This window comes from Erythrobacter litoralis (assembly GCF_001719165.1).
In the GTDB taxonomy this organism is placed as follows: domain Bacteria; phylum Pseudomonadota; class Alphaproteobacteria; order Sphingomonadales; family Sphingomonadaceae; genus Erythrobacter; species Erythrobacter litoralis.
In genome coordinates this window covers 2,310,419-2,332,378 of the sequence record NZ_CP017057.1, presented here as the reverse complement: position 1 = coordinate 2,332,378, position 21,960 = coordinate 2,310,419, and the positions used below count along the sequence as shown (strand labels likewise).

Here is a 21,960-nt window from a genome sequence, read left to right as displayed (position 1 = left end):
CGGGGCGGCCGATCAATCGAAGACAATAGCGGGCCAGGTGCCGGACAGGGGCAACTCAATGGACTTCATCTCAATCCTATCGATCTTCGTGCTGGCGTGCTTCGTCGGCTATTACGTGGTGTGGTCGGTCACCCCGGCGCTGCACACCCCGCTGATGGCGGTGACGAACGCGATCTCCTCGGTGATCGTGGTCGGCGCGCTGATCGCGAGCGCCGAAGCGGGGAGCGATCTTGCCAAATATCTTGGCCTTGCGGGCGTGGTCTTGGCGAGCGTCAACATCTTCGGCGGCTTCGCCGTGACCGAGCGCATGCTCGCCATGTACAAGAAGAAGGAGAAGTGAGGATGGGTCGCCTGCTTTCCTCCTTCGGTGTCGCCGCTCTCGCCGCGTTCGCTGCTGCTCCCGCCCATGCCGCCACCGCGGCCGAGGGCGTGCCCGCATGGGTTCCGCTCGCCTATCTCGTCGCGGGCGTTTTCTTCATCCTCGCGCTGCGCGGGCTTTCGCATCCCTCGACCAGCCGGGCGGGCAACCGCAACGGCATGATCGGGATGGTGATCGCGGTCGCGACCACCCTCGTCACCCATGACCTTGCAAACATCGTCGAGATCGTGATCGCCATCGCCATCGGCGGCGCGATCGGCTTCGTCATCGCGCGGCGCATCGCCATGACCGCGATGCCCGAATTGGTCGCGGGCTTTCACAGCCTTGTCGGCATGGCCGCGGTGCTGGTCGGTTTCGCGGCATGGCTCAATCCCGGGGCTTTCGGGATCCTCGATCCGAACGATCAGATCCTGGTCGTCAGCAGGATCGAACTCGGCCTCGGCATCGCGATCGGGGCGATCACATTCTCGGGCTCGGTCATCGCCTTCCTGAAACTGTCCGGCCGGATGAGCGGGTCGCCGATCCTGCTTCCCGCGCGGCACTTCATCAATCTGGGCACGCTCGTCGCCATTCTCGTGCTGATCGGGCTTTATGCCGTCTCACCCGAAGGCGCTGCGGGCGAAGGCTGGATGATCCTCGTGATCGCCGCTCTCGCCTTTCTCATCGGATTCCTGCTGATCATCCCGATCGGCGGGGCGGACATGCCGGTCGTGGTCTCGATGCTGAACTCCTATTCGGGCTGGGCCGCGGCGGCGATGGGCTTCACCCTCGGCAATACCGCGATGATCATCACCGGCGCTCTGGTTGGGTCGTCGGGCGCGATCCTCTCCTACATCATGTGCCGGGCGATGAATCGCAGCTTCATCTCGGTCATCGCAGGCGGTTTCGGTGCGGACGACAGCGGCGGCGGCAGCGGTGAAGCGCGCGAACAGCGCCCCTACAAGCAGGGCAGCGCCGACGATGCCGCCTTCATGCTCGAACAGGCGGAAAAGGTCATCATCATCCCCGGCTACGGCATGGCGGTGGCGCAGGCGCAGCACGCGCTGCGCGAAATGGCCGAACTGCTCGAGGAAAAGGGCGTCGAGGTCAAATATGCGATCCACCCGGTCGCGGGCCGCATGCCGGGCCACATGAACGTCCTGCTCGCCGAGGCGAGCGTCGATTATGACAAAGTGTTCGAACTGGAGGACATCAATTCCGAATTCGCCAACTGCGACGTCGCCTTCATCATCGGCGCGAACGATGTCGTGAACCCGGCGGCCAAGACCGACAAGTCCTCACCGATCTACGGCATGCCGGTATTCGACGTGGACAAGGCCAAGCAGGTCTTCTTCATCAAGCGTTCGATGGGCGGCGTCGGTTATGCCGGGGTCGACAACGACGTGTTCTACATGAACCAGACGACCATGCTGCTGTCGGACGCGAAGAAGATGGTCGAGGAAATCGTCAAGGCGCTGGACTGACATGACGGGCGAGGGAGGAGAGGGAGCACGCCCCGGGCGCCTCGTCGCGATCCTCCTCGCCATCATCATCATCGCCGCCGGGGCGTGGTTCGTCCTGCGCGACGACGGTCTGCTCGAACAGGTGACCGCCGAGCGGGTCGAGGATGCGCTCGTCGCGAATGGCATGCCCGAGCCCATGGCCCAATGCATGGGTGGGCGTCTCGTCGACCGGCTCACGATCCAGCAATTGCGCAGGCTCGAACGCCTCGCGCCCGAAGCGGGCGAGACCGCCGTGCCGCGTTCGGTCCGCGATGCACTGGACCGGCTCCGGCGGGTCGACGATCCCGAAGCGGTCGAGACGCTCGCGACCACGGCGGCGGGCTGCGGGATGGAATTGCTGCGCGAGCGCTTCTGAAGCCTTGCCTCGGCCCGGTCCCTCGCGCAGACTGACGCATACGGAGGGACCACCATGATCCGACATACACTCGCCGCCGCCTTGCTCGCCTGCGCCGCCGTACCGGGCGCGGCCCATGCCGAGACCGCCGACCCGATCGGCGATCGTGTCGGGACCGAATTCATGGTCTTCGAGGCGGAAACCAGCGAGGCGGCAGAGGCGCATTTCCTGCGCGGCCTCGCGCTCCTCCACAATTTCGAATACGGGCGCGCCGCCGCCGACTTCCGCAAGGCGCAGGAGGCCGATCCGGATTTCGCCATGGCCTATTGGGGCGAGGCGATGACGCACAACCACCCCTTGTGGGAAGAGCAGGGCCGCGACGCGGCGCGCGCCATCCTCGCCCGGCTCGCGCCGACCGCACAGGCCCGAGCGGCGAAGGCCCGGTCCCCGCGCGAGGCGGCATGGCTCGATGCGGTCGAGACGCTCTATGGCGAAGAGGGGACAAAGGAGGAGCGCGACCTCGCCTATCTATCCAGGATGCGCGCCATGCTGGCAGACTATCCGGACGACATCGATGTGCGCGCCTTTACCGGGCTTGCCGTGCTCGGCTCATCGCATGGCGGGCGGCAGGTGCCGATCTACATGGAGGCAGCGGGCATTCTCGAACCGGGCTTCATGACGCACCAGCAGCATCCGGGCATCCTCCACTACCTCATTCATTCCTATGACGATCCCATCCACGCCCCGCTTGGCGAGCGCATGGCCGAACGCTACGCGACGGTCGCGCCCGATGCGGGGCATGCCCAGCACATGGTGAGCCACATCTTCCACGCGCTCGCCGATTGGGAGGCGTCCGAGGAGGCCAATGTGAAGGCCGCTGCCGTGGTCGACCGCGAATTCGCCGCCAAGGGGTGGGGGCAGTACCATTGCGGACATTACAATGAATGGCTGGTCTACGCTCAGGCGCAGCAGGGCAAGGACGTCAGCGGCCGGGTCGAGGCGTGCCGGGAGCAGGCCGGAAAGGAACTCGCGGCCGATCGTCGTCCCGCAACGACGATCGCTCCGCGTTCGGCGGCGACAAGCTTCGCGAGGATCGCGCTCTATGCCGGTACGACGAGCGGATATTGGGCGGACGCGCTCGACTGGCCCGAGGACCAGTTTCTGCGCCCGCAATTCCTGATGGCCAATGCGCGGCTCCTGCAGGCGCGCGGGGATGCGCACGGCGCTGCGCGGGCTCTTGCGGACATGCGGCGCGTGCACGATCGGATCGCGGCCGCGCTTCCCGGCGAACTGCCGAACGAGACGGGCCTTGGCCCGTGGAACGAGCGCGGGATCGCGCAGGGCGAGGCTATCGTGATGCTTGCATCGGGCGATACGCAAGCAGGCCTGGCGGCCCTTCGCGCGGCGGCAGAAGCGGAAGCCGCGCTGCCCGTCGTCTTCGGCCCGCCGATGATCGCCAAACCGAGCTACGAAGTGCTGGGCGAGGAACTGCTTGCGCGCGGGCGACGCGAAGAAGCCGCCGAGGCGTTCCGCCGCTCGCTCGAATTCGCGCCGGGTCGGCTGGGTTCGCTGAAAGGTCTCGAGGCAGCGACAAGCGATTGATACGCCTTGTCATCGCTGCCCCCGATAGGCCAGATAGGCGGATTGGAGGGAGAGAGACGATGATGAGAATTGCCCTGGGTGCGCTGCTTCTTGCCAGCACCGCCCCGCTTGCCGCCGAAACCCATACGATCAGCCCCGGCGAAGGCGCGCAGGAGCGCCTCCAGGAAGCGCTGATCCTTGCCGAGCCGGGAGACGAGATCTTTCTCGAGGCGGGGCGCTATGTCCTTACCGACGGGCTCAGCCTCGATGTCGAGGGCGTGACGGTGCGCGGGGCCGGACCGGCGCAGAGCGTGCTCGATTTCACGACTCAGCAGGGCGCGGGCGAGGGGCTTCTCGTCACCAGCGACAACGTGACCCTGCGCGATTTCGCGCTCGAAAACCCCAAGGGGGACGGGATCAAGTCGAAGGGCGCGGACAATATCGTCTATCACCGCATCCGAGTGACCTGGACCGGCGGGCCGAAGCCGGAAAACGGCGCCTACGGCATCTACCCTGTCGAAAGCACCGGCGTCCTCGTCAGCCATTCCGAAGTTTCGGGCGCGTCGGATGCCGGCATCTATGTCGGCCAGTCGAAGAAGATCACCGTGCGCAATTCCATCGCCACCGACAATGTCGCCGGGATCGAGATCGAGAACAGCCGCGATGCGATCGTCACCGACAATTACGTCACCCGCAACACGGGCGGAATCCTCGTGTTCGACCTGCCCGGCCTGCCGGTCATGGGCGGGGGCAACGTGCTGGTGAAGAACAATCTCGTCTCGGGCAACAACACGCCCAATTTCGCCCCGCCCGGCAATATCGTGGGCGGCGTGCCGCGCGGCACCGGCATCATGGTGATGGCGAACGAGAAGGTCTGGATCGAGAACAACGTGGTGATGGACAATCCCACCGCGCCCTTCATGGTCATCGCCTATACGCAAGGGTTCGACGATGCGCGCTACAATCCCTATCCGCGCGAGGTCGTGATTGCCGACAATACCGTCGATGCGGGCGCGACCGATCCCGACCTTCCCGGCGGGGAGATGCTGCTCGCGGCGTTCGGCGGGACGCTGCCGCCGCTGGTGACCGATGGGTTGTCCGATCCCGAAAGCGATGATCTGCCCGCGCTCGCGGCGCATCCCGACATCGCCGGCTGGTCGCTCGGCCTGTCGCGCCAGGGCCAGTCGCTAGCCGAAGCGCAGCCCGCGCCGTTCGCCGCACCGGCCTATACGCCGCCCTGGGACATGGGCGATATCGGCGCCCCGGCCGAACTCGAAGCGCGGCTGAAGTGAAACGCGGCGCGGCCTTGCTTGCGGCCGGGGCGCTCGCGCTTGCGGGGGCGGTGGGCCATTCGGCCGCGCACGCACCCGCCGGCGTCAGCGATGCGGCCGTCATGGAAGGCTTGCCGCGCGCGCTTTCGGAATACGGTTTTTTCGCCGATCTCCCCGCGCAGGAGCCCGCCGCCCGGGTCGTCGGATATTCGCTCAACACGCCGCTCTGGTCGGACGGGGCGGACAAGCTGCGCTTCGTCTACGTGCCCGAGGGCGCGGAGCTCGAGCCGGGCGGGGAAGGCCTGCTGCGCTTCCCGGTCGGCTCCGCCATCGTCAAGACCTTCGCTTTTGGGGAAGGCGAAGCGCGCCGTCTGATCGAGACCCGGGTGCTGCTGCACCGGGCCGATGGCTGGCTGGCGCTGCCCTATCTCTGGAACGATGACCAAACCGATGCCCGGCTCGCGCTTGCGGGCGGACGGTTGCCGATCACGACGCCCGAAGGCGAGACGATCAGTTACCGCGTGCCGAACAAGAACCAGTGCAAGACCTGCCATTCCAAGGACGGGGCGGTGATCCCGATCGGGCCCAAGGCACGCAACCTGTCCGCCGAATGGCTGGCCGGCATGGAGCGCAGGGACATGCTCACCACCATGCCGGCCGTGCACGATACGCTGCCCGAATGGAGCGCGCGCGGCAGCGAGGACACTGCAGCGCTGGCCCGGGCCTATCTCGACGTCAATTGCGCGCATTGCCACCAGCCGGGCGGGGCGGCGTCGAATTCCGGGCTGGACCTCAGATGGGAGCAGGACGAGGCTCATGCCATCGGCATCGGCAAGCCTCCGGTCGCCGCCGGGCGCGGGGCAGGGGGGCTTCTCGTCAGCATCGCCCCGGGCGATCCCGACGCCTCGATCCTCGCCTACCGCATGCAATCGGCGGAACCCGGCATCGCCATGCCTGAACTCGGCAAGGAAACCGTCGACCACGCAGGCGTCGCGATCGTGCGCCGCTGGATTTCGGAGATGCCTTCGCAATGAAATGGGTCATCCGCATCGCGCTCGCGCTTGTCGCGGTGCTCGTCATCCCTTTCCTGATCTTCCGCACGCCCGATACCGACGCGCAGGCGATGCGTGCCAAATATGGCGGCGAACCGTCGCAATTCGTGGAGATCGGCGACGGGACGGTGGTCCATCTGCGTGACACAGGCCCGCGCGGTGCGCTCCCCATCATGCTGCTGCACGGGTCGAATTCGGACCTTCATACCTGGGACGAATGGGCTGCCGGGCTTGAGGAGGATTACCGCGTCATCCGCTTCGACCAGGTCGGCCATGGCCTGACGGGCCCTGATCCCAACGCCGATTACAGCCGCGCCAATTACGCTGAGGACATGCGCGAAGTCGCCGATCGCCTCGGCCTCGACAGGTTCGTCATCGGCGGCAATTCGATGGGCGGCAAGCATGCGATGGCTTTCGCCTCGACCTATCCCGAGCGGGTGCTCGGCCTCATTCTCGTCGATGCGAGCGGCGGGCCGATGCTGCGCGAGGAGATCGCAAAAGAGGAAGAGGATGACGGCGGGAGCGGCAATATCGGTTTTGCCATAGCGCAGATGCCCGGGATCAACCGCATCGTCGAACAGGTGACCCCGCGCTCGCTGATCGAAAGCAGCCTTGAACAGAGCGTCTCGGTCGGCTCGGTCGTGACCGAGGAGATGATCGACCGTTACTGGGAATTGCTGCGCTATCCCGGCAATCGCCGCGCTACGCTCAGGCGTTTCTCGGGCTCGTACGATCCGCTGACCGAAGCCGAAATCGCCGGTATCGACGCGCCCGCGCTGATCATCTGGGGCGAGGAGGACCGCTTGATCCCGCTCGCCGCCGGACGCTGGCTCGACCGGGTCATGCTGCAAACCACGCTCGTCAGTTATGAGGGCGTTGGCCACCTGCCGCAAAAGGAAGTGCCCCAGCGCAGTCTCGAAGACGTGCGCGAGTGGCTCGACAACCGCGCATTCACCACGCAAGACGCGAAATAGGCACGCATAACCGCATGCTATGGACTGTTCTTGCGCTTCCTCGCTAAACGTCGAGGCGAAGAACAGGCGAAACGGATGATGGCTTTGCGCAAACTCGGATTGATCGGCGGAATGAGCTGGGTGTCGACGGGCATCTACTACGACCGCATAAATCGCATCGTCCAGAAACGCGCCGCACCCATGGCGAGCGCGCCGCTGTTCATCGAAAGCCTCGATTTCGCCCAGCTTTACGCCCTGCGCGAGGAGAATGACTGGAAACGAGCGACGGAAGTGCTGGTGGACAGTGCCAAGCGGCTCGAGGGGGCGGGTGCCGAAGGGATCATCATCGGCGCCAATTCGATGCACAAGGTCTATGACGATGTCGCCGCCGCAGTCGACGTTCCGATCCTGCACATCGCCGATTATGTCGGCCGGACGCTCAAGCGGTCGGGCCACTCCAGCGCCGCGCTGATCGGTACGCGCAACGTCATGACCGAAAGCTTCTATCGCAAGCGGCTCGTCGCGCACGGCATCGACCTGCTGCCGCCCGACATGGACAATGTCCAGATGCTCGATCAGATCATCTATGACGAGCTGATGGTCGGCAAGGTCAGCCGCGATGCCCAGCGCAAGATGAAGACGATGATAACGGCAAAGTCTCAGGAAGGCGCCGATGCGATCGTGCTCGCCTGCACCGAGCTCAATCTCGTGGTCGACATCGACGCCAATGTCCTGCCGGTGTTCGATTCGACCCGGATTCATTGCGAGGCGGCGGCCGACTGGGTGCTCGATCAGGAACTTGTCGACTGACCGGCGGCTGGTCGCCGAATTCGCACGCCCCGCCGCATCGCCCAATTGCGCGTGGTGCAAGTGCGAAGGCGCGCCCCTAATTGCAGCTCAGAACTTCGTCACACAATTGTAACGACAAGTTCCGGGTCTTCGGGTCGCACCGATGGCCCAGAGCCGAATGGCTCTTGGGGCCGCTCTCCATCCCCCCCAATGCACCCGGGGAGTGGCCCCTTTCCCCCCTTTTCCGCCTCGTCCGGCCTTAGTTGCCGATCTGTTCCCGTTGAGCCGCGCGCCGTGCTGACCTAAGCGCGAGGGCGTGATGACGCGCGCGCCCTATGCAGCCGACCCGCATGCCCATGGGGGGCGCGAATGGACCGGACGCCCGGGCGATGAAGCGCCGCGGGCCGAACAGCGCGGACCCCGCACCGATTTCCAGCGCGACCGTGACCGGATCATCCATTCGATGAGCTTCCGGCGCCTCAAGTCAAAGACACAGGTTTTCATCGCGCCAGAAGGCGATCATTACCGCACCCGCCTTACCCACAGTCTCGAGGTCGCGCAGATCGGCCGGGTCATCGCCCGCGCTCTCGGCCTCGACGAAGACCTGACCGAGGCGCTGTGCCTTGCTCACGATCTCGGCCACCCGCCCTTCGGCCATGCGGGCGAGGCGGCGCTGTCGGCCGCGATGCTGCGTCATGGCGGCTTCTGCCACAACGCGCAGGCGCTGCGCACGGTGATGCGGATCGAAAGCCCTTATCCCGAGCATGAGGGGCTGAACCTGACATGGGACCTGCTCGAAGGGCTCGCCAAGCACAATGGCCCGGTAACCGCGCCGAACTGGGCGCTGGCCGAACTCGACGAGGCCTTTCCGCTCGATCTCGGCACCTGGCCCTCGCTCGAGGCGCAGGTCGCGGCAGTGTCGGACGACATCGCCTATGACAACCACGACATCGACGATGGCCTGCGCGCAGGTTTCCTCGATCTCGACGATCTCCTGAAGCTCGATTTCCTCGCCGAGCAGTGGCGCAGCGTCGAGAAGCGCTTTCCCGACGCGCCGCGCGAAAGGCTGCAGCGCGAATTGGTGCGTGACCAGATCGGACTGATGGTGAACGACGTGATCGAACACACCCGCGCACAGGTGCAGGGCGTGGGCTCCGTCGCCGAAGTGCGCGAGGCCGGGCGTCAGCTCGCCGGTTTCTCCCCCGCGATGGCCGAAAACGAGCGGCGTCTCAAAAGCTTCATGTACGACAAGCTCTATTACCACCCGGACCAGATCGCCGCCGCCGAGCGTGCGCGCGATGTCGTCGCCCGGCTGGTTGCGGCCTATTCCCAGGATTCGAGCCTCATGCCCGAGGAATGGCAGGCCCGCCTACCCGAGCGCGAGCCGCATCGCAGCCGCGTGATCACCGATTTCATCGCCGGGATGAGCGATCGTTTCGCGATCCGGGCCTGCGCCGAGATATACGGCGAACGCCCGCTGGGGCTGACCAATGTCTGAGGCGACTAGGCCATGAACCGCCCCTTGCGCTCCGAAGCCGACGGGTCGGCGCCTCGTTCCGGTCCGGTGCGGCTGGCTCTTGTGGGCGCGACCGGGCTGATCGGCAGCCGCCTGATCGAGATATCCAGCGCCGGCGAGGATTGCCGCATCGTCGGCATCGCCCGGCGCGAGGTTCCGCTGCCCAAGGGCGCGCGGGTCGAGGTGTTCGTTGCCGAGCCGGACAAGTGGGGCGAGGTGTTCGAGGCGGTTCGCCCGCGCGCGCTGATCTCGGCACTCGGCACGACATGGAAGAAGGCGGGGCGGGACGAGGCCGCCTTTCGCGCCGTCGATCAGGACCTGATCGTCGCCACCGCAAAGGCCGCGCAGGCGGCAGGCGTGCCCAACATGGTGCTCGTCAGCGCGGCCGGGGCCGATGCGCGCTCGAAGAATTTCTACCTGCGGGTCAAGGGCGAGACCGAGGGCCTCGTCTCCAAGATCGGCTTCAAGCGGCTCGATATCCTTCGCCCGGGGCTCCTGCGGGGCGAACGCGGGGGCGACCGTCGCCTGCTCGAACGCCTCGCGATCATGGCAAGCCCGGTGACCGATCCGCTCCTGCCGGCAAAGTGGGCGCCGTTCCGTTCGATCGACGCGGATATCGTCGCCGAAGCCGCGCTGTTCCTTGCCCAGAGGCGCGCGCAGGGGCGTTTCACCCATGACAACGAAGCGATGAAGCGTGCCGCCCGCGAATGGCGCGCGAAGCGCAGCTGAGAGGAGAGAGCATGGATTGGTCAGCGATCTTCAACGCCGTCAACCTGCTGGCGCTGATTGCGTGGGTGGCGCTGATCGTGCTGCCGCGCTGGCCGGCCCTGCTATCGGGCGTCCTTTATCTCGGCATCGGCCTGCTTTGCCTCATCTATGCCGTCACCATGATCGGGGTGGTAAGCGGTTTGATCCCCAATCCCGAAGCGGGCGGGGCCGATTTCACCTCGATCGAAGGCGTGCAGGCGATTTTCGCGACCCGCGCGGGCGTGACGATCGGCTGGACGCATTACCTCGCCTTCGACCTTTTCGTCGGCCTGTGGATCGCGCGCGATGCCGATGCCAAGGCCGTGTCGCGGCTGTTGCAGGCGCCGATCCTGCTCGCGACCTTTCTCGCCGGGCCGCTGGGCTTGCTGATCTGGCTGTTCGTGCGCGAGCCGGCTGCACGAAAGACCGGGCGTTTCCGCTAGTCATCTAGGCGGTGGACCTCGCCCGCGGGCCGTGCTTAACCGATGGCCTGTGACCAAGCTGGGAGAGAGCACGGGCATGGCGCGAGAAACCCATCACGATTATTTCACCTTCGACGAGATCCTGACCTTCTGGGCGAAAGAGCGCCCCGACGGACCTGCCTTCGAACAGGAGGGCCGGGTAACGAGCTTCGCCGAAACCGACGACCTGACGAAGCGCCTCATCACGCTTTTCCGAGAGCGCGGAGTGGGCAAGGGCGACCGGATCGCCTGGCTCGGCAAGAATGCGGACATGTATTTCCTGCTCTATCTCGCCGCGGCGAGAGTCGGTGCGGTGATGGTGCCGATCGGCTGGCGGCTCGCCCCGCCGGAGATCGCCTATATCCTCGAGGATACGGGGGCCAAGCTGCTGTTTGCGGGCGCCGAATTCGTCGAGACGGCGAGCAGGGTGGCCGGCGACGTGCCGATGAAACCGCAGGTGATCGAGGCCGAGGCCGCGCGGCGCGAGGCGGCGGCGCTCCCGCCTGCGACCTACGAGGCGCCGGGTCCGGACGAGGCGGTGCTGCAGCTCTATACTTCGGGCACGACCGGCAATCCAAAGGGCGCGGTGCTTTCCAATCGCAATCTCCTTGGCCTGCGCAATCCCGGCAACGAAGCGGGGCTCGACTGGAACTATTACGAGCCGGGCGACTGCATGCTGATCGCCATGCCGTGTGCTCATATCGGTGGAACGGGCCTGATGAACATCGCGGTCGCCAACGGCGTGCGCAGCCTCGTCCAGGCCGAATTCACCCCTGTCGGCGTGCTCGAGGCGATCGAGAACGGGGCGACCCACATGTTCATCGTGCCCGCCGCCCTGCAGATGGTGGTCCAGCATCCACGCGCGGGGGAAACCGATTTCACGCACCTGCGCTATCTGATGTACGGGGCCGCGCCGATGCCGCTCGAACTGCTCAAGCAGGCAGTACGGACCATGCCGGGCACGAAGTTCCTGCAGGCCTATGGCATGACCGAGACCTCGGGCACGATCTCGATCCTGCCGCCCGAGGATCACAGCCTTGAAGGCAATGAGCGCATGCGCTCTGCTGGCAAGGCCGTGCCCGGCGCCGAGATCGAGGTGCGCGGACCGGACAACAGCGAATTGCCACGCGGGCAAATCGGCGAGGTGTGCATCAAGTCGCCCTCCAACACCGCAGGCTATTGGAAATTGCCCGATGCGACCGCGAAGACCATCGACCCGGACGGCTGGCTCCATACCGGCGATGCGGGGATCATGGACGAGGACGGCTATGTCTACATCCAGGACCGGATCAAGGACATGATCATCTCAGGCGGAGAGAACGTCTATCCGGCCGAGGTCGAGAACGCGATTTTCGGCCACCCCGCCATTGCAGAGGTCGCCGTGATCGGCGTGCCGAGCGCGAAGTGGGGCGAGGAGGTCAAGGCCTGCGTCGTCCCGAAGCCGGGCGCCGAGATCGAAGAGGCGGAGGTCATCGCCTATGCGCGCGAACGCATCGCCGCGTTCAAGGTCCCCAAGAGCGTCGACATCATCCCCGAAATGCCGCGCAATCCGTCGGGCAAGATCCTGCGCCGCCAGCTGCGCGCGCCCTATTGGGAAGGCCAGGAACGCCAGGTTTCGTGACGGTGAAGCAGCACGCCCCCGCCACGCAGCGCAATCGCGAGCCGATCGCGCAGGTGCTTGCCCGCGAATTGCCGGAAAGCGGGCGCGTGCTCGAAATCGCGGCGGGGACGGGCGAGCATGCGGTGTTCCTTGCGGGGCGTTTTCCCGCGCTCGAATGGCTACCGAGCGATCCGAGCGAGGACGCGCTCGCCTCTATCGCTGCCTATCGGGACGATTATCCGGGCAGCAATCTCGCCGCGCCGGTCATGCTCGATGCCTCTGCGCGAGACTGGCCGGTCGAAAGCGCCGAGGCGATCCTTTGCGTCAACATGGTGCATATCAGCCCGTGGGAAGCGAGCACCGGGCTGTTCGATGGCGCCGCGCGGGTGCTCGACACGGGAGCGCCGCTGATCCTTTACGGTCCCTATTTCGAACCGGACGTCGAGCCGGCCCCCTCCAATCTCGACTTCGACCGGTCATTGAAGGCGCGCGACCCGCGCTGGGGCATTCGCGATCTTGCCGAGATCGACCGGCTGGCAGCGCGCAGCGGCTTTACCCGCACCGCGCGCCGCGCAATGCCGGCGAACAACCTCACGCTCGTCTATCGGCGGCGCTAGGCGTTCAGTCGATCGCGCGCTTGCCGGCCCGGCCGACCGACTTGATGTCGTCGCCCAGGCCATCGACGGTGTTGCAGGCGCCGGTAGCAGCGAGCAGCGCGCCCAGCAGGGCGACGCTCAGGAGCTTCAGTTTCATGGGTTCGACCTCATCGATGCTTTGGGGGGGAATCTGCCGTGGAAATTGGCATCATGGGCGGGAAAGGCAACAAAAAAGGCTCGCCGGTCGGGCGAGCCCCTTTCGTCGATTGCGGGAAAATCAGATTTCCTCTTCGACCTCGTTCGAAGCGGATTCGAGATCTTCGCCCGCGCCTTCGACGGTGTTGCAGGCAGCTGCGGCAAGGGTCAGCGTGCTCGCGGCAATGGCGATGAATGTCTTGCGGATCATGATTTCTGCTCCTTTTCTTTGCACATCGGATCAAGAAATCAGGAAAAGCGCCGTTCCGAAACTGCGACGGGGCGCGCGCGAGAGCGGGCGAGTTGCCTTTCTCGCCATGCTATGAGCGCGCCCGCGGCGATGATGAGCGGGGCCCCGATCCACAGGCTCGCAGGCGCGGCGCGGCCGAAGACCTGCCAGCCATAGAACGTCGCCCAGAGCAGCGATGTGTAGTCCATCAGCAGGATCACCGCCGCCGAACCGAACCGCAGGGAAGTGGTGAGCAATATCTGCGCCAGCGCCCCGCACAGCGCCATCGCGAGGATGATCCCCCATGTCCCGGCATCGTGTGCGCTGGAGACAAAGGGCAGGGCGAGCGCCATCAGCGGTGCGGTGATGGCGGAAAACCAGAACACGATGCTCCACGGGCTTTCGGTCGTGTTGAGGTCCTGCACCTGAAAACTGATGAGCGCGACGAGGAAAGCCGCGATAAGCCCCACCCCAGCCCCCCACGGATCGATCGCGCTGCCCTCGGCTAACCCGAAGCCGGGAGAGGTGATGACGATCACGCCCGCAAATCCCAGCGCCACCGCCCCCCAGCGGTAGAGCCCGACCTTCTCGCCGAACAGCAGGACCGAGATCATCACCGCGAAGAAAGGCGCTGTGAAGCTGATCGCGGTCGCTTCGGGCAGGGGAAGCAGCATGACCGCGCCATAGACGAACATCATTCCGGTTATGCCATAGGCCGCGCGGCGGGCATGGGCTCCGATCCGTTGCGTGCGAACGGTCGAAAGCCGCCCCCAGACCGCAAGCAGTCCCCCCACCGCGACCACGGTCAACGCCTGCCGCCAGAATATCAGTTCGAGAAGATGCGCGCCGCGTTCGCCAGCGAGCTTGACCAGCATGCCCATGGTCGCGAGCACGGCTGCGGTCGCGAGGCGGACGGCAAGCGCGAGCAGCGGGCGGGGGCGGGCGATCGAGCCATCCATCGCTGCGCGACTTAGGCCCCCCATGGGATTGCGCAAGCGCCGAGCGCGCCTAAATGCTGGGCCGACCGCCCGGAGCGACCGCCATGATCGACCTTTTTCACCGCCTGCTGCTTGCGAGCGACGCCACGCTGATGGCTCTTGGCGGCCTCGCCCTCTGGCTGATCGCCGGCTTTGCTGCGCTGATGGAGCGCCGGAGGGTAAGGAAACGCCCGATCGACAGGCTCGAGGCGGTCGGCTGGATGCCGTGGACGCCGATCTTCGTCGGCTGCGCGATCATCGGCGGCGGCATGCTTTCTATGAGCGCGCCGGTGGTGCTGGGCGAATTGTTGTAGCGGGCAGGCAAGCCCGGCCTCGACACGATCCGGTGGCAAAGCCTCCGCAAGGGCGACCGGCCCGCCGACCTTGTCAGAGGCAGGCTTCCAGATACGCCTGGTCGAACCCGAACTGCCGCGCCTTTTCCAGCGTGTAGGGGCGCAGGCCCGACGAGCGGAATTCGCCGAGGATCTTCCCGTCCTCGCTCTCGTCTAGGTATTCGAACTTGAAGAGTTCCTGCGTCACGATCACGTCGCCTTCCATCCCGATCACCTCGGTGATGTTGGTGGTGCGGCGCGAACCGTCGCGCAGGCGCTTGACCTGCACGATCAGGTCGACCGATTCGGCGATCTGGCGCGAAATGGCTTCCTTGGGGATCTTGATGTCGCCCATCAGGATCATGTTCTCCATACGGCCAAGGCATTCGCGCGGGCTGTTGGCGTGGAGCGTACACATCGAGCCGTCGTGACCGGTGTTCATCGCGGCCAGAAGGTCGAAACATTCCGCACCGCGAATTTCGCCCAGGATGATGCGGTCAGGACGCATACGCAGGGCGTTCTTCACGAGGTCGCCGATGGTGATCGCGCCCTGGCCTTCGAGGTTCGGCGGGCGGGTTTCCAATGGCAGCCAGTGCGGCTGCTGCAGGCGCAATTCCGCCGCGTCCTCGATCGTGAGAACGCGCTCACCCGGGTCGATCATCTTCGACAGAGCGTTGAGCATGGTCGTCTTACCCGAACCCGTACCGCCCGAGATGACGATGTTCATCCGGCACGCGCCCGCGATCTTGAGCGCGGTACACATCTTCTCGCTCATCGATCCGAATTCCTTGAGCATATCCAAGGTGATCGGCTTTTCGGAGAACTTACGAATCGAGATCGCGGTGCCGCGCAGGGAAAGCGGCGGAACGATCACGTTGACACGGCTGCCGTCCTTCAAGCGGGCGTCGGCGAGCGGGGTCGTCTGGTCCACGCGGCGGCCGACCTGGTTCACGATGCGCTGCGCGATCTGGAACAGGTGCTGTTCGTCGCGGAAGCGGATCGGGGCGAGCACAAGCTTGCCCTTCTTTTCGATGTAGGTCTGGTCCGGACCGTTGACCATGATGTCGGACACGTCCGGGTCGTTGAGCAATTCCTCGAGCGGACCGAAGCCCAGCAGCTCGTCGATCAGCACCTTTTCGAGCGCGAACTGTTCGCGCCGGTTGAGCGTGACCTTGAGCTCGGCCAGCACTTCCATGATGATCGGGCGGAATTCCTCGGAGAGCTCCTCCTTGGAAAGCGTCGCCGCCGCTTCGGGATCGACACGCTCGAGCAGGCGCGGGAGCACCTGTTCCTTGATCTTGTGGACGCTGGCCTCGAAGCCGCCGACTTCGGAATCGGAATTGTGGACAGCGTTCATGCGCTCGGCGAGACGATCCATCGCGTCCGAGGTCGAGCCGCCCCTCGGCGCGCTGGCCTGCGCCGTTTTTGGCGCTTCGGGCACGGCGGGCTTTTCCTCGCCCGGAAGCGGCGGGAATTGGTCGCCGCCCTGCGGTTCGTTGGGGCGTCCGCCCCCCTTCATCGGCCGGGCCACCCCGAAAGCGGGCCGTCCACCGGGCTTAATGCCCCCGCCGCCCTTCTTGCCGAATGCGCTCATCTTGAAGCCCCCGAGGCCTAGTCCTGTCGTTTCCGTGCGCGCCGTACCGGCTGGCAAAGCGCGCCTCTCGAAACGCAGTCAATAATTGGGAAACCTTATCTTTTTCCTAAAGCGCGCCGTCGCTGCGCTGCCGAGCCGGCCTTCACGCCTGCGCTTCGGGGACGAGCGCGAGGGGCGTATAGGGTTTGGTAAACACTTTCTTGATAGGCCATCTTTGACGCGCGCGGCGCGGGGGCTGTGACCGCCGGCTCGACGCATGGGACGGTATGCCAGGCAAGAGGGGACCAGGAGACGTGCAAGTGATCAAGCGCACCTATGTCGATGCCATGCAGGGCCTCGGGACCCTGCCGCAGCTCGAAAGGCTCGTGCGCCCCGGCCCGCAGGACGATCCCTATGGCTGGAGGCGCTGGTTCGCCTCGCTCTTCGCGATCTACGAGACGGACCGGATGATCGGGCTCGACCTGCCGTGGTGGAACGTGGCGGCGACCCGCGAGATTGCCGATTTTCTCAAGGCGCGGCCCGCAGCGCGGGTGTTCGAATATGGTTCGGGCGCGAGCACGGTGTGGCTCGCGCGGCGCGCAGGCGAGGTGGTCACGGTCGAGCATGACGAGGCGTGGCTGCGCCGGTTCGAGCGCCAGACCGGGGGCTACCCCAACGTGACCCTGCTCCACCGCGCGATCGGCGAGGGACCGCAGGCCTACGTCGGCGCGATCGAGGAAGTGGGGGGCCAATTCGACCTCATCGTCGTCGACGGGCGCCACCGCGCAGCCTGCCTTGCCCAGGCGATCCCGCATCTCGCGCGCGGCGGTATCGTGCTATTCGACGATTCGGGCCGGTCGCGCTATCGCGCCGCGATCGAGCATTGCGGGCTTGTTGAGCGGCATCATCACGGGCGTTCCTACTGCGTGCCCTATCGCGACCATACCAGCCTTCTCACCAATGGGCCTTTCTAGGTTCCTGCCGAAGCGCGATTCCCGGCTGGTGCGCTGGGGCGGCCATGCCCTGCTTGCGCTGGCGCTGGTCTATTGCGGACTGGCGATCGCGCGGCTTGGCATGGACGAGGTGCTGGCGAGCCTGCCTCCGCAGGCCTGGGGGATCGCCCTTGGCACGGGTGCGGCCTACGGCCTCGCGCTCGCGCTGCTCGCGTTCGGCTGGGGCGGTATGGCCGGGGAGACGGGAGCGGCGCGGCTATCCCTCGCCGAAAAGCTCGCGATCTATGCGCCGGGCGTCATCGCGAAATATATTCCCGGTTCGGTGTTCCAGTACGGATCCCGCCAGCTGCTCGGCGCGCGCTTCGGCCTGACGCACACGGCAATGCTGCGCGCGAGCGTGACCGAAGCGGGCCTCCACCTGCCTGCCGCGCTGCTTTGCGCAGGTGCGCTGATGGCCGGAGCGGAGGCCTTCGGGCTCGCCGCCATCGCCGCGCTCGGCGTGCTGCTGCTGGCGGCGGGGACGGGGGCAGCGGTCCGGGCGGCGGGGTTCCAGCTTGCCTTCTTTGCCCTGTTCGCGCTGCTCGCGGCGCTGCTCGCCGGAGCCGCCCTCGGCGCGGGTGAGCCGTTTCGCCTGGCGGGCGTGTTCATGCTGGCCTGGGTCGCGGGGTTCGTCGTGCCGGTCGCGCCAGGCGGGCTCGGCGTGCGCGAATCCGTGCTCCTGGCGCTCGCCGCGCCGGTCGAGCCGGTCGGGGCCACCATCGTCGCCTTCGCCGTGCTGTCCCGCTTTGCGACCTCGCTCGGCGATACAGGCTTCGGGCTTGCGGGCTATGGCGTGCTGTTTGCGCGCCGCTCGAACAGGCAGGCGTCTTCGTAGCAATCGGACCGCGCGAAGGCGGGATCGCGCTCCATTTTCGCGGCCAGCGCGTCGTAACTGCCGGGATGCAGAGCGCGCGAGAGATAGACCCAGTCGATATCCTCCGGGATCGCCAGGGCATCGCCCACGAACCAGGCCTGCGAAAGGGCGATGGAGGGCGCAGCGGCGGCGTAATCGGTCGCGCGTTCGGAATTGGGAACCGGTCGACCGGCGAAGATGGCCGACCAGTTGTCCACTCCGCGCGGATCGCCCACCAGCGGCTTTTCGGGATATTGCCAGACGAGCTCGTGCGGCTCGCTGAGCGCCCGCAGGGCGGCGAGCACGGCGCGATCCTGCGCCGGCACGACGACCGTGTGGACATCGCCGAAATTAGCTTTCCAGCGAAGCGAGGAATAGATGCTCGGCAAGGCAAGGACGGCGAGCGCGGTACAGATCGCGGCGGGCAGCACCCGGCCGAGGCGGTGCCGTGTCCGCAGCCGTTCCAGCAGCAGCGCGCCCAGCGTCAGCGCGGCGAGCGAGAAGGGCATCTTGCTGCGGACGAAGATCTCCGCGGCGGGCCTTTCGGGAAGCAGGATCTGGCTGCCTGCAACAGCGAGGATCGTCGCGACGAGGAGCCCGTAGGCCGCGATCATCGCGTGGCGTTCGCGCGCGTCCTCCGCCCGCAGGCGCGGAAGGAAGGGAAGGACGAGGAACAGCGGAACCCCCGCCAGCGCAAAGGCCTTGGACAGGGCGAGCAGGGCGAGCAGCCAGTCCGGGCGCGGATCGACCGCGTCGGTCAGCAGCGGGCTCTCGATCGCAGAGGCCGGATTGCCGACCTGCAGGACGCTGAGCACCAGCACGAGGGTGCCCGCCGCGACCACCATCAGCGCAAGCTCGGGCACGGCCGCGAGCCTTCCGGCGTAAAGCCGCGAAAGGCCATAGGCGAGCAGGTAGATCGCGCCGAGCAGGGTCGAGATCGCCAGCAGCGCGGCCAGCCCCGCCAGAGCGAGAAGGCGGCTTGCGCCCGCCTCGGCGCGCGTATCGGGGGCATCGAGCAGAATCCAGGCAGCGATCAGCGCGGTCGCCAGCGCGTGCTGGGGAATGACCTGGCTCGTCTCTAGCAGCCCGGAACCGTGCGGAGTGAGCCCGCTCGACAGGAACGCCTCGAGCGACCCCCCGCCGACGAGGTAGATCAGGAAGCCCGCCGGGGCGAGGACGATCAGCGCGGCGAGCGTGTATCCGAGCGCGCGCGCCCGGGAAGGCACGACGATCCGGGCGAGGGCGTAAAGCAGGAGTCCGAGCAGGACCGAGACGACGGCGTTCATGGTGGAAAGCGCGGCCCACGGTTCGGCCCCGAGGTCCGCCGCGGCGCCGGGCAGGATGTAGCTCAGCCAGTAGTAGTGAAGCGGCCCCGCGCCGCCGAAAATGTCCCGCGCCGGCAGGCCGAGCCCGGCGAGCGCGTGGACATGGCCCATGTGCTTGAACCAGTCGGCATTGTACCAGCTGTGCACCATCAGGGCGCCCTCGCCGGTCTCGCGGATGGCAAGCGATATCGACGCGAGGCCGAAGACCACGAGGACCGCGGACACCACCGCCCCGCGCCACTCGAACCCCGGGTTGCCGCCGCGGCGAAGGTCGCCCCCGCGCCATGCAGCTGCCGCGACACTCGCGGCGAGCGCGACCGGGACCAGCGTGCTCGCGGGGAGCCTGACGCCTAACAGCTTTTCCGCGAGGATGCCGAGCAGTCCGGTCGCGAGCAGCATCGCGGCGAGCGAAGCCGTGCACGATGCCGCCGCGACGCCGGGCGTTGTGGCCCGGCCCCACACCAGGAGCAGGCCCGGCGTCAACGCGAGTGCCGCGATCGCCCCGGTCAGCAACACGGAAAGGATCACGCGCCGAACCTCTTACCAAACAGCATTAACGTTATCTTTCCTTTCCCGCCGTACCTCCCCCATGGACACCAATTCAGGGGGTAAGCGCGCAATGTCCTTTGCAGGCAGGATCGATCCAGTAGCCGGTGGCGCCATCGATTGCAGCTTCGTCATCCCGTTTTTCAACGAGCGCGAGAGCCTCGAAATCCTCTACCACGAAATCGCCGGGGAATGCGCCCGGCTCGATCTTCGCATCGAGTTCGTCTTCGTAGACGACGGCAGCACCGATGGCGGGCGCGAGGTGATCGACCGGCTCGCCGCCGCCGACGAGCGCATTTCGCTCGTCCGCTTCCGCCGCAATTTCGGCAAGTCCGCCGCGCTTTCGGCCGGTTTCCGCGAGGCCGCGGGCGATGTCGTGTTCACCATGGATGCGGACCTGCAGGACAATCCGTGCGAGATCGGCAATTTCCTCAGCGCGCTCGAGCAAGGCCATGATTGCGTCACAGGGTGGAAGCAGGTGCGCAACGATCCGCTCGACAAGACGCTGCCTTCCAAACTCTTCAACGGCGCGGTGAACAAGGCGTTCGGGCTGTCGATCAACGATCACAATTGCGGCTTCAAGGCCTATCGCCGCGAGCTGCTGGGCGAGCTCGAAATGTACGGCGAACTGCATCGCTTCGTGCCCGCCCTGCTGCATGCGCGCGGCTACCGGGTCGGCCAGATTGCGGTCGAACACCGCGCGCGGCGCTTCGGCAAGTCGAAATTCGGGACCAAGCGGCTGATTAAGGGCGCGCTCGATCTCATGACGGTGTGGTTGACGACCCGCTATGCCGCGCGCCCGCTGCACCTGTTCGGAGGAGGCGGCCTCGCGCTTTCGGCGCTCGGCTTTGCGATCCTTGGCTATCTCAGCGTGCTGTGGGTGCTCGGCCTGGGTCCGATCGGCGACCGACCGCTCCTGATGCTGGGGATGCTGCTGGTCCTGTTCGGCGGGCAGATGATCTCGGTCGGCCTCGTCGCCGAAGTGATCCTGCGGCGCACAATCGGCGAGCGCGACAAGTATTCCATCGCCGAGCGTTTGGGCTCGATCCAGCGCCGCGAGCTTCAGCACGAGGTCGAGCGGCAGATCGCGCGATAGCCACCGAAGGGCTACGCATTGCGGGCTTTCCACAGGCCGACGCCTCGCATAACGGGGCGGCGTGACGAATGACGGAAAAACGGGTCTCGCCTATGCGGTGAGCGGGTTTGCGCTGCTTTCGGTGGGCGATGCGGTGGTCAAGTCGATAGCCCCGGACTGGCCCGCCTTCGCGGTCGCGGCGCTGCGCTTCAGCCTCGGCGCGCTGGGGCTTGCGGCGCTGCTGCTGCGCTCGGAAGGGCCGCGCGCCTTTCGCCCGACCCATCCGTGGCTCCAGCTTGCGCGCGGGGCCTGCCTCGCGCTGGCCTCGGTCGCGTTCTTCTCGGCGATCTACATCATGCCGCTCGCCGAGGCGATGGCGATCGCCTTCCTCGCGCCCGTCCTGACGCAGGCGCTCGCCGGGCCGCTGCTGGGCGAGAGGGTGCACCCGTCGGTCTATCTCGTCTCGCTGGTGGCGCTGGCCGGTGTCGCGATCATCCTGCGGCCCAATCTCGCCGAGCTCGGCCTTGCTGCGCTCCTGCCGCTCGTCTCGGCGACCTTCTTCGCGCTGCTGATGATCACCAACCGGGCGAGCGCGGGGCAGGGCAGCGCCTTGTCGATGCAGGTCTACGTGGCCGGGATCTGCGCGCCGATCCTGATCGTGCTCGCAGCGGGGGCAAAGTTTTCGGGTGTGCCCGCGCTCGATTTCGGCTGGCCCGAATGGCATGTTGTTGCCCGCTGCGCGATCGTCGCGGTCACCGCGAGCAGCGCGCACTGGCTGGTCTATATCGGGACGGCGAAGGCCGGGGCCTCTACGATCGCGCCTGCGATCTACGTCCAGATGCTGGTCGCGGTGGCGATGGGCTGGTGGTGGTTCGACAATGTGCCGGACGGCTACACGCTCGCGGGAGCCTCCCTGATCATCGCAGCGGGGCTTTACCTGTGGCGTTCGGGCGCGCGCCGCGGATAGGTGCCCTGCGAACCGGCCGGGCTTGCCGAGGCGATGCAAGACGTTAGACCGGCACGCGAATCGACAGCGCCAATGGGCGGGTGGGCTACCCGCGAGGCTTTAAGGGGTGAGAGCG

The 21,960-nt window shown here is 66.4% G+C and carries 23 protein-coding genes; 18 read left to right on the top strand and 5 right to left on the bottom strand.

Annotation, left to right across the window (positions count from 1 at the left end):
- Nucleotides 1–58: 58 nt before the first annotated feature.
- The 13 genes from Ga0102493_RS11150 to Ga0102493_RS11090 all read left to right on the top strand — a co-directional run bounded on the left by Ga0102493_RS11150 (nucleotide 59) and on the right by Ga0102493_RS11090 (nucleotide 12,802).
- Nucleotides 59–340, top strand: a complete 282-nt coding sequence (locus tag Ga0102493_RS11150) for an NAD(P) transhydrogenase subunit alpha part 2 (protein WP_034900499.1) — start codon at nucleotides 59–61, stop codon at nucleotides 338–340.
- Nucleotides 341–342: 2 nt separating this feature from the next.
- On the top strand, nucleotides 343–1,842 hold the full coding sequence (locus tag Ga0102493_RS11145; protein ID WP_081845489.1) for an NAD(P)(+) transhydrogenase (Re/Si-specific) subunit beta: 1,500 nt from the start codon (nucleotides 343–345) through the stop codon (nucleotides 1,840–1,842).
- Nucleotide 1,843: 1 nt separating this feature from the next.
- Complete coding sequence (locus Ga0102493_RS11140) at nucleotides 1,844–2,236, top strand: hypothetical protein (protein WP_051697446.1); 393 nt, start codon at nucleotides 1,844–1,846, stop codon at nucleotides 2,234–2,236.
- A gap of 54 nt (nucleotides 2,237–2,290) precedes the next feature.
- Entirely contained in the window at nucleotides 2,291–3,817 is a 1,527-nt protein-coding gene (locus Ga0102493_RS11135; protein ID WP_069297524.1) for a tetratricopeptide repeat protein, read from the top strand.
- 59 nt (nucleotides 3,818–3,876) lie between these two features.
- The gene (locus tag Ga0102493_RS11130; RefSeq protein WP_034900503.1) at nucleotides 3,877–5,088 is read left to right on the top strand and encodes a parallel beta-helix domain-containing protein; all 1,212 of its coding nucleotides are present in this window, start codon (nucleotides 3,877–3,879) and stop codon (nucleotides 5,086–5,088) included.
- A complete protein-coding gene (locus Ga0102493_RS11125) occupies nucleotides 5,085–6,101 on the top strand; it encodes an SO2930 family diheme c-type cytochrome (protein ID WP_034900505.1) in 1,017 nt (338 codons plus the stop codon). Before Ga0102493_RS11130 ends, Ga0102493_RS11125 begins: the two co-directional genes overlap by 4 nt.
- Complete coding sequence (locus Ga0102493_RS11120) at nucleotides 6,098–7,093, top strand: alpha/beta fold hydrolase (RefSeq protein WP_034900507.1); 996 nt, start codon at nucleotides 6,098–6,100, stop codon at nucleotides 7,091–7,093. Before Ga0102493_RS11125 ends, Ga0102493_RS11120 begins: the two co-directional genes overlap by 4 nt.
- Before the next feature lie 111 nt (nucleotides 7,094–7,204).
- Nucleotides 7,205–7,882 carry an aspartate/glutamate racemase family protein gene (locus Ga0102493_RS11115; RefSeq protein WP_236922211.1) on the top strand — a complete coding sequence of 226 codons (678 nt, stop codon included), beginning with the start codon at nucleotides 7,205–7,207 and terminating at the stop codon, nucleotides 7,880–7,882.
- A gap of 298 nt (nucleotides 7,883–8,180) precedes the next feature.
- Complete coding sequence (locus Ga0102493_RS11110; protein ID WP_034900509.1) at nucleotides 8,181–9,359, top strand: deoxyguanosinetriphosphate triphosphohydrolase; 1,179 nt, start codon at nucleotides 8,181–8,183, stop codon at nucleotides 9,357–9,359.
- A 12-nt stretch (nucleotides 9,360–9,371) separates the two neighbouring features.
- A complete protein-coding gene (locus tag Ga0102493_RS11105; protein WP_051697449.1) occupies nucleotides 9,372–10,106 on the top strand; it encodes an NAD(P)H-binding protein in 735 nt (244 codons plus the stop codon).
- Nucleotides 10,107–10,117: 11 nt separating this feature from the next.
- On the top strand, nucleotides 10,118–10,567 hold the full coding sequence (locus Ga0102493_RS11100; RefSeq protein ID WP_034900551.1) for an ABA4-like family protein: 450 nt from the start codon (nucleotides 10,118–10,120) through the stop codon (nucleotides 10,565–10,567).
- A 76-nt stretch (nucleotides 10,568–10,643) separates the two neighbouring features.
- A complete protein-coding gene (locus tag Ga0102493_RS11095) occupies nucleotides 10,644–12,206 on the top strand; it encodes a fatty acid--CoA ligase (RefSeq protein ID WP_034900510.1) in 1,563 nt (520 codons plus the stop codon).
- On the top strand, nucleotides 12,203–12,802 hold the full coding sequence (locus tag Ga0102493_RS11090) for a DUF938 domain-containing protein (RefSeq protein ID WP_034900512.1): 600 nt from the start codon (nucleotides 12,203–12,205) through the stop codon (nucleotides 12,800–12,802). Before Ga0102493_RS11095 ends, Ga0102493_RS11090 begins: the two co-directional genes overlap by 4 nt.
- 4 nt (nucleotides 12,803–12,806) lie before the next feature.
- Here the strand turns inward: Ga0102493_RS11090 and Ga0102493_RS11085 are convergent, their stop codons facing one another.
- The 3 genes from Ga0102493_RS11085 to Ga0102493_RS11080 form a co-directional block, all read right to left on the bottom strand.
- Entirely contained in the window at nucleotides 12,807–12,938 is a 132-nt protein-coding gene (locus Ga0102493_RS11085) for an entericidin EcnA/B family protein (RefSeq protein WP_034900513.1), read from the bottom strand.
- Between the two features lie 120 nt (nucleotides 12,939–13,058).
- The gene (locus Ga0102493_RS16220; protein ID WP_150132460.1) at nucleotides 13,059–13,187 is read right to left on the bottom strand and encodes an entericidin A/B family lipoprotein; all 129 of its coding nucleotides are present in this window, start codon (nucleotides 13,185–13,187) and stop codon (nucleotides 13,059–13,061) included.
- Between the two features lie 38 nt (nucleotides 13,188–13,225).
- Nucleotides 13,226–14,164 carry a DMT family transporter gene (locus Ga0102493_RS11080; protein ID WP_034900515.1) on the bottom strand — a complete coding sequence of 313 codons (939 nt, stop codon included), beginning with the start codon at nucleotides 14,162–14,164 and terminating at the stop codon, nucleotides 13,226–13,228.
- 83 nt (nucleotides 14,165–14,247) lie between these two features.
- Here Ga0102493_RS11080 and Ga0102493_RS11075 point away from each other — a divergent pair, with 83 nt between their 5' ends.
- On the top strand, nucleotides 14,248–14,496 hold the full coding sequence (locus Ga0102493_RS11075) for a hypothetical protein (protein WP_034900516.1): 249 nt from the start codon (nucleotides 14,248–14,250) through the stop codon (nucleotides 14,494–14,496).
- A 73-nt stretch (nucleotides 14,497–14,569) separates the two neighbouring features.
- Here the strand turns inward: Ga0102493_RS11075 and Ga0102493_RS11070 are convergent, their stop codons facing one another.
- The gene (locus Ga0102493_RS11070; protein ID WP_051697452.1) at nucleotides 14,570–16,108 is read right to left on the bottom strand and encodes a CpaF family protein; all 1,539 of its coding nucleotides are present in this window, start codon (nucleotides 16,106–16,108) and stop codon (nucleotides 14,570–14,572) included.
- A 299-nt stretch (nucleotides 16,109–16,407) separates the two neighbouring features.
- Here Ga0102493_RS11070 and Ga0102493_RS11065 point away from each other — a divergent pair, with 299 nt between their 5' ends.
- Nucleotides 16,408–17,061: a class I SAM-dependent methyltransferase gene (locus tag Ga0102493_RS11065; protein WP_051697453.1), complete on the top strand. Its 654-nt coding sequence runs from the start codon at nucleotides 16,408–16,410 to the stop codon at nucleotides 17,059–17,061.
- Nucleotides 17,048–17,914 (top strand): hypothetical protein, encoded by an 867-nt coding sequence (locus Ga0102493_RS11060; protein ID WP_034900521.1) that lies wholly within the window; start codon nucleotides 17,048–17,050, stop codon nucleotides 17,912–17,914. Before Ga0102493_RS11065 ends, Ga0102493_RS11060 begins: the two co-directional genes overlap by 14 nt.
- Here the strand turns inward: Ga0102493_RS11060 and Ga0102493_RS11055 are convergent.
- On the bottom strand, nucleotides 17,866–19,785 hold the full coding sequence (locus Ga0102493_RS11055) for a hypothetical protein (protein WP_034900523.1): 1,920 nt from the start codon (nucleotides 19,783–19,785) through the stop codon (nucleotides 17,866–17,868). The genes Ga0102493_RS11060 and Ga0102493_RS11055 overlap by 49 nt on opposite strands.
- 91 nt (nucleotides 19,786–19,876) lie before the next feature.
- Here Ga0102493_RS11055 and Ga0102493_RS11050 point away from each other — a divergent pair, with 91 nt between their 5' ends.
- The gene (locus Ga0102493_RS11050; RefSeq protein WP_051697454.1) at nucleotides 19,877–20,899 is read left to right on the top strand and encodes a glycosyltransferase family 2 protein; all 1,023 of its coding nucleotides are present in this window, start codon (nucleotides 19,877–19,879) and stop codon (nucleotides 20,897–20,899) included.
- A gap of 61 nt (nucleotides 20,900–20,960) precedes the next feature.
- On the top strand, nucleotides 20,961–21,845 hold the full coding sequence (locus Ga0102493_RS11045) for a DMT family transporter (protein WP_034900525.1): 885 nt from the start codon (nucleotides 20,961–20,963) through the stop codon (nucleotides 21,843–21,845).
- The last annotated feature ends 115 nt before the right edge of the window (nucleotides 21,846–21,960 follow it).